Here is a 5,054-nt window from a genome sequence, read left to right as displayed (position 1 = left end):
GCGCCGACCGTGGCGGCCGCGCCGGCGGCCCCTGCGGCGCCGGGCCAGGCGGCCGATACCGCCGCGCTGTGGCAGGCCTTCTGCGAGGGCGCCGGCGTACGCATGGCCGCGCCGCCGCAGGGTCTCAATCCGGACCTGATGCGCGTCATCGGATCCCTGCTGAACGCCTCGGTCGACGGCGCGCTGCGCATGATGGCCGTGCGGGCCGCGACCAAGCACGAGCTGCGCGCGCAGGTGACCGTGATCCGCTCGCGCGAGAACAATCCCCTGAAATTCTCGCCCGATGCGCAATCGGCGCTGGAGCAGCTGCTGCAGCCGCCCGTGCGCGGGTTCCTCCCGGGTCCCGCGGCAATGCAGGACGCGATGCGCGACCTGGTCGGCCACACGATCGGCACGATGGCCGGCACGCGCGCCGCACTGGAGGGTGTGCTGACCCGCTTCCAGCCGCAGGCGCTGGAGGCCAAGCTCACCAGCCGCTCGGTGCTGGACAGCGTCCTGGCGATGAACCGCAAGGCCAAGCTCTGGGAGCTCTACCTGCAGCACTTCGAGTCCATCCGGGACGAGGCGCAGGAGGACTTCCACTCGCTGTTTGGCAAGGCCTTCCTGGAGGCCTATGAAGATCAGCTCGAACGCCTGAGCCAGCACGGCCAGCCGTCTTCGCAGTCACAACAACAAGCACAGCAGAGCGGGGCCTGAGCCCCGCCGTTTGTCCTACACGTCGTTCACACCATGCTCAAGATCAGGGTTGCCGCCTGCAGCGAACAAGGCGCGCGCAACAACAACGAGGACGCCATCGTGGCGCACGAGAACGGCCCCGGCTGGTACGCCGTGCTGGCCGACGGCGCCGGCGGCCACCGCAACGGCGCCGAGGCCGCGCGCCGGGCCGTGCACCGCATGCAGACCAGCCTGGGCGACGCGACGCTGCCGTGGCGCCCCGAACTGCTGACCGGCGCGGTGCTGGCCGCGCACGACGACGTGCGTCGCGGCGTCGAGGGCACGGGCCGCGACCGCATGCACACGACGCTGGTGGCGCTGTGCGTGGACGCGCAGCGCAACTTCGCGCTGTGGACCCACGTCGGGGACTCGCGGCTGTACCGCATCCGCGGCGGCGACATCGACACGATCACGCAGGACGACAGCGTGGTGCAGATGCTGATCGAGGCCGGCCTGCTGACGCCAGAGCAGGCGGAGGACCATCCGCACAAGAACCACCTCGTCGCCGCGCTGGGCATCGAGGACGACCTGCATCCGCACACCACGTCGCCGCAGCCCTTGAAGGATGGCGACGTCTTCCTGCTGTGCAGCGACGGCTGGTGGGGCAGCGCGGGCGACACGTTGATCCACGACACGCTGCGGGCGGCGGCCTCGCCGGACGACTGGCTGGCGGCGATGCGCGCGGTGATCGAGGAACGCCGGCTGCCCGACCAGGACAACTTCAGCGCGATCGCGCTGTGGGTGGGCGAGCCGGTGCTGGCAGCGACGGCGCAGACGCCGGCCGATGAAGCCGGGACGGCGGCTCAGGAATCCACCGTGGACTCCGGCCCGATCCCGCTGGAAGAGGAAGAAGACGAGTCGACGCGGCGCATGCCGTTGTGAGCTGGCGCGGCGCTGATTGAACCTGGGGTGTGCTTCTTTTAGCTGAAGAAGCCGACGGAAGCCGGGAGGCTCCGCCACCAATTGAGAGAGCCCTTCAGTGCTCAACAGACGAAGGGCTCAGAGGTTTCGAAGCGTTTGAAGCATGGCGCCCGCAAGCTGGCGTCGCGGCGTCAATCGACGGTGTAGTAGACGAGGAGATAGCGAGCGCCATACTCGTCCCGCTGCAAGTCCAGCGAGACGCGTTCGAAGCCGACGACCGGCGGTTCGAAGGTCATGCTGCCAAGCTTGCCCGTTGCAGGCCGGAGCTCGGTGGTCAGCGCCGCGTACACGTCTGCGTCGACCACGGCCTAGAGGATTGCGGCCACGTTTCGAGCGTCATCGGCGCTGCCCGGGGTCTCGATCAGCACGCGTTTGCCCAGCCGGGTGCAGCTCCAGTCCGTCACGTGGACGTAGAGGCCGCCTCGGACGAGGTAGGCCATGGATTCGGCTGTCCGCGCGGCAGTGAGCGTATGCGGGGGGCGAGCCTCCTTCTGCTTGGCATACACGCAGCTTGGGGCCTTCCCAAATGCGCTCGCGCTGCAAAGGACGGATAGCAGCTTCAGCCACGTGTTCAACCGCAGCCTCAACGAAGATCTTCCGGCATTCATTTCTCTACAGTTCGAAGATCGAAATTGCACTTCTTGCAATGCGAAGTTGACCACCCGCCCTCGATATCCAGACCGAATGCTGATCCTTTATAGGCCAAAGGCGTCGCACACTGAGGGCATGCAATAGTTCTGATTAGGACGGTCCCCACGATCAGAACGGGGACGAGTAGAAAGGCAAAGAAATTACTTTCCGTCCAAAGCCACAGGCCCATCACGAGCCACGCAACGATCATTAAAGACAGCATTCCTAGTCGAAACCTTGATCTGGCGCCAATCGACATCACTAACTCTTGTTCTCTTAGATTGAATTCGGCTCTTAATGATCGTCGGTGCCGCACCCACACCTCGGACATCGTTCTTGTTCATCAAGCCAATTGAACCATTGTCCCAAGGTCTGCCTAGACATCGCAAACGGTACCAATCTCAATTTGCAGGAAGGGCAGTAGATCGAAAATACGAGCCCGCAGAAGACAGCCAAAAAAAGAAGAAAAGCAAGAAGGCTCGAAAAAAACAATGTATCGAACCTTGGTCCAATAATTGGCAGGGCAATTATTGTTGCGCCTAAGGAGATTGAAACTACTTTCAGTGCGCCGCTCTGCCTGCGCTGAAGCCTAGTCCACATGGTAACTTGTCATATCAAGACTAGGCTTCATCGGCGCGCGCTAATAATACTTGAAGTTGTGAGCGTGGACTGTTTGATGGCGGAATGCCGTTCATTTTGGAACGATTCGAAGAAGCAGACAATATCTCCCGGCCTCGTTATCAAGGTCTATTGTCTTAAGGAATGCGTCTGTCGAAATAAATTACTCACAGCTCGACATCTGAAATGCCCGCTTTCTCCTCATTCCGAAGATCACGCAGTTCTTTGAAAGTATGTCTATCAGCCAGCATGCACATACTTTCCCAAAAGAAGTTTACTGTCTGCCAAGAGTGCACGGGCGACTGGCAACTCGCCTCGGGTCAATATCCAGATAAAGTTTTTGTTCCCAATCTCCTCCAGAGTGCCCAAGCCGGAATTAATTTCATCGAACAAGGAAGTCCCATTGCTGGTTGGGGAACAAAGATGGGAGTGATTAATTATATTTATTCCGAAGGCATTTCGAAATTTTCCTTTGGTTGTGAATTTTCCGATACCCTTTGAGAAAATTGTCCAATACATCCAATCATCAACCATCGCGCCATCTTCTTCGGATCCGCTCAAGTACTCAATTCCCTGTGTAAACAGCTCCGCTACGGGATCTAAGGAAGCTGAGGAAAAGTTAAATGTATAGCCGTAGCCAAGTGGGCCAAGCAAACTTAACCTTCTTAAAGCTTCAATGTACCAAACGTTAATCCAGTCGTCGTCACAAATTTCGCCGGATATGGATAAATGAAATGTTCGAGAAGGGCGATCTGGTCCTGCGATAGAGATATAAAGAACACGGCCGTGAATTTCGAAAGTTCCAGCAAGTAGCCCACGAAAACTCTTTGAGTGGTTTTGCCAGAATTCCTTAAACCCCAATTGTTTGAGCTTTCCATTCTTTGACAACAAAGAAAATTTACCACTCTTCCAATCAACATCTTCAATTGTTTGAAGCACTTTGAGTATTGAAAGCCAATCGATTGAAGTTTCCCAATCATGAAGGGCTAAGCATCTTTCAATTTTCATGCACACATTCCCGATTCTTCGCATTGTTTTTCGAATCTCTGCCTGTCCGTCATCCTCGAATCCCCCCATGCATTGATCGCCTCGTGCAAAATCATAAAGACGATTCCGAGCGCACCAAGGCCTCTTGACACGCTTCCTGCGCCTCCCGCGCTCCCGCGAATGACGGGATCAGGTTCAATCACGATATTTCTTCCCTGGACGCCTGGCATTGCGGCTCGTGCATTCTCAAGTTTAATTCTCAGCTCTTGAGTAGTTTGGCCTGCGGATCTAACTTCAGTCATATCTAATTCACCCGTATTTTTGACGACAGCGACATCCGGCCTGATGTTCGGCATATTGGGGTCATTGGTGATATTTCTGAGATTTCTATTCAAGTGAACGGATTCGACATCAGGTTGGGCAGCAGCTTCTGTGGCGATACGTTGAGATGTTGATGCGTGGGTTGGTGTGTTTGACGATGCTTGTGGCTTTCCTCGAATCTTTTCCAGCCCACCGCCTCCTTGGGAGGAACTCGGCGTTGTCGACGAGTTTGCAGGTTCGCGAGTGCAGATATTTGAGCCTGTGGGTTTTTCACACATCCCGTCGGGATCAACTTTCCTATAGGGATTGTTGTCGACATATGTATATCTTCCAAAGCCCGCACCATTCGATAGACTGGTAGTGGTTGGATCTACCGAGAGGAATCTTGCCGCAATCGGATCGTAGTACCTCTGCTGCATATACACGAGATCCGTCTCCGAATCCTGCACATGCCCGGTGAAGCCGATGACGCTGGTGGCCTTGCTCGGCTTGGTGCCTGCGGCCGGGAAGCCGTAGGGCTCGAACCTTGTCCTGTTGAGCACCGCCCCCGCCGCGCTCGAATGCGCCACCGGACTGCCCAGCGCGTCGGTGTGCGGGTACTGCGTCACCCCGCCCGTCACCTCCGCAATCTGCTTGCCCGCCAAGTAGACATACATCGTCTCCGACTGCTTGCGCCCGCCGATGCAGGTGCTGCCCGAGAGGGTGCCGCTGGCGCAGCTGTAGTTCGGCGTTGCGTTGCTGGCTGTGGTCTTCGTGCAAGTGCTGCCGCTCAGCGAGTCTCCCGCATTGCACGCCCACGCGCTCACCGACGCGCCGTAGGTGCTGGACGCCACGTGCGTGCAGGTGCTGCCGCTCAGGCTGTC

6 protein-coding genes are annotated in these 5,054 nt (G+C 58.2%); 2 read left to right on the top strand and 4 right to left on the bottom strand.

Annotated features, from left to right (window positions below; all coding sequences use genetic code 11):
* Nucleotides 1-696, top strand: a 696-nt coding sequence (gene tagH, locus AC07O8_RS27235) for a type VI secretion system-associated FHA domain protein TagH (RefSeq protein ID WP_495051019.1), incomplete at its 5' end; no start/stop codon positions are given.
* A 33-nt stretch (nucleotides 697-729) separates the two neighbouring features.
* Nucleotides 730-1,596 carry a PP2C family protein-serine/threonine phosphatase gene (locus tag AC07O8_RS27230; protein ID WP_495051018.1) on the top strand — a complete coding sequence of 289 codons (867 nt, stop codon included), beginning with the start codon at nucleotides 730-732 and terminating at the stop codon, nucleotides 1,594-1,596.
* A 170-nt stretch (nucleotides 1,597-1,766) separates the two neighbouring features.
* Here the strand turns inward: AC07O8_RS27230 and AC07O8_RS27225 are convergent, their stop codons facing one another.
* The 4 genes from AC07O8_RS27225 to AC07O8_RS27210 all read right to left on the bottom strand — a co-directional run.
* Nucleotides 1,767-1,940, bottom strand: a complete 174-nt coding sequence (locus AC07O8_RS27225; protein ID WP_495051017.1) for a hypothetical protein — start codon at nucleotides 1,938-1,940, stop codon at nucleotides 1,767-1,769.
* Nucleotides 1,941-1,943: 3 nt separating this feature from the next.
* The gene (locus AC07O8_RS27220) at nucleotides 1,944-2,075 is read right to left on the bottom strand and encodes a hypothetical protein (protein WP_495051016.1); all 132 of its coding nucleotides are present in this window, start codon (nucleotides 2,073-2,075) and stop codon (nucleotides 1,944-1,946) included.
* Nucleotides 2,076-3,123: 1,048 nt separating this feature from the next.
* Nucleotides 3,124-3,891 (bottom strand): hypothetical protein, encoded by a 768-nt coding sequence (locus tag AC07O8_RS27215; RefSeq protein ID WP_495051015.1) that lies wholly within the window; start codon nucleotides 3,889-3,891, stop codon nucleotides 3,124-3,126.
* On the bottom strand, nucleotides 3,888-5,054 hold a 1,167-nt coding region (locus tag AC07O8_RS27210; protein WP_495051014.1), incomplete at its 5' end, for an RHS repeat-associated core domain-containing protein. The genes AC07O8_RS27215 and AC07O8_RS27210, both read right to left, overlap by 4 nt.

It is taken from the genome of Roseateles sp. GW821-FHT09G09 (genome assembly GCF_059415965.1).
Note: the sequence above shows the minus strand (reverse complement) of the source record. Positions and strands in the feature narration are given on the sequence as shown.